Source organism: Wenyingzhuangia aestuarii, assembly GCF_011927765.1.
Taxonomy (GTDB): Bacteria; Bacteroidota; Bacteroidia; order Flavobacteriales; family Flavobacteriaceae; genus Wenyingzhuangia; species Wenyingzhuangia aestuarii.
In genome coordinates this window covers 1-1,053 of sequence record NZ_JAATJG010000042.1, presented here as the reverse complement: position 1 = coordinate 1,053, position 1,053 = coordinate 1, and the positions used below count along the sequence as shown (strand labels likewise).

The 1,053-nt window shown below is 28.9% G+C and carries 1 protein-coding gene; it reads right to left on the bottom strand.

Annotation, left to right across the window (positions count from 1 at the left end):
* Nucleotides 1-139: 139 nt before the first annotated feature.
* On the bottom strand, nt 140-1,053 hold a 914-nt coding region (locus tag GGR97_RS15220), incomplete at its 5' end, for a hypothetical protein (RefSeq protein WP_209272401.1).

Here is a 1,053-nt window from a genome sequence, read left to right as displayed (position 1 = left end):
CAACGGTTTTGTATAAAAATCAGTTTGGGAGAAAGGGGCATAGCCTTTTCGAGCGTACTGATTTGACATAGTTTAAAAGTACAGAACTTAGGGAAAGAAACCAAACCCAAATTGTTTTTATGCGTTGTTGGCAAAATCTTTATTCATAGTAATTAATCATGAAGTCACCGCTAGATAAACCGTTTCCATAGTAACGATTCCATTTAATAGGATAATCATCTTGGTCATACTCGTAAGTTATAGTCTCGCTTCCTATTCGTACAATGTTGTTAGGGGAGATTCCATACCAATTATATGGTTGTACAGAGTAAAAGTTTTCTAGATAATATGTGATGTTATAATATTTTTCAAGAGCAATGTAGTATGGGTTTATTTTATCATCATAAGTTAATTCAAGTATAGTTTCATTATTATCTTCACTATGCTTAGATATTATTTTTATAATGTTGCCTCTGTCATCGTATTCATATTTTTCATACTCTGTGTAAGAAAATGTTCTATCTCCATTTCTTGTTCGTGACACATTACTGATTTCAGTTACTTTAATAATATTTCCAATATCATTTAATTCCAATTCTTTAATTTCTGTAACGTCACCGCCTCCATTTTCGAAATCGCCACCAAATACATAAAATCTTTTTGTAATAATTTTATTATCATAGTATTTGATTTCAATATAGTCTTTAGTTCCCGTTTTGATTTCTTTAATTATTCTATTCTGGTTATCGTATTCGTATTTAAATTGATTTTCAGAATCTGTTTTCGTGATTAATTTTCCTGAAGAATCGTATTTATAAGAACCCAAAAAAGCAGTATACCCCCAAGATTTTGTCATTAACCCATTATCAAATTCAAAAAATTCATCTCGATAAGAGTCAGGTGCAGATGGATTAAGAATTTCTTTAATATATTTTCGTTTAACATTTAGTAACTGATTATTATTAGATTCGACATTATCATCATTCGAACAACCAATTAATAAAATAATTATCAATAGTAATAAAATTGGATTTTTTCTTTTCATTTTTAAGTTTTTGCCAACGGTTTTGGCTA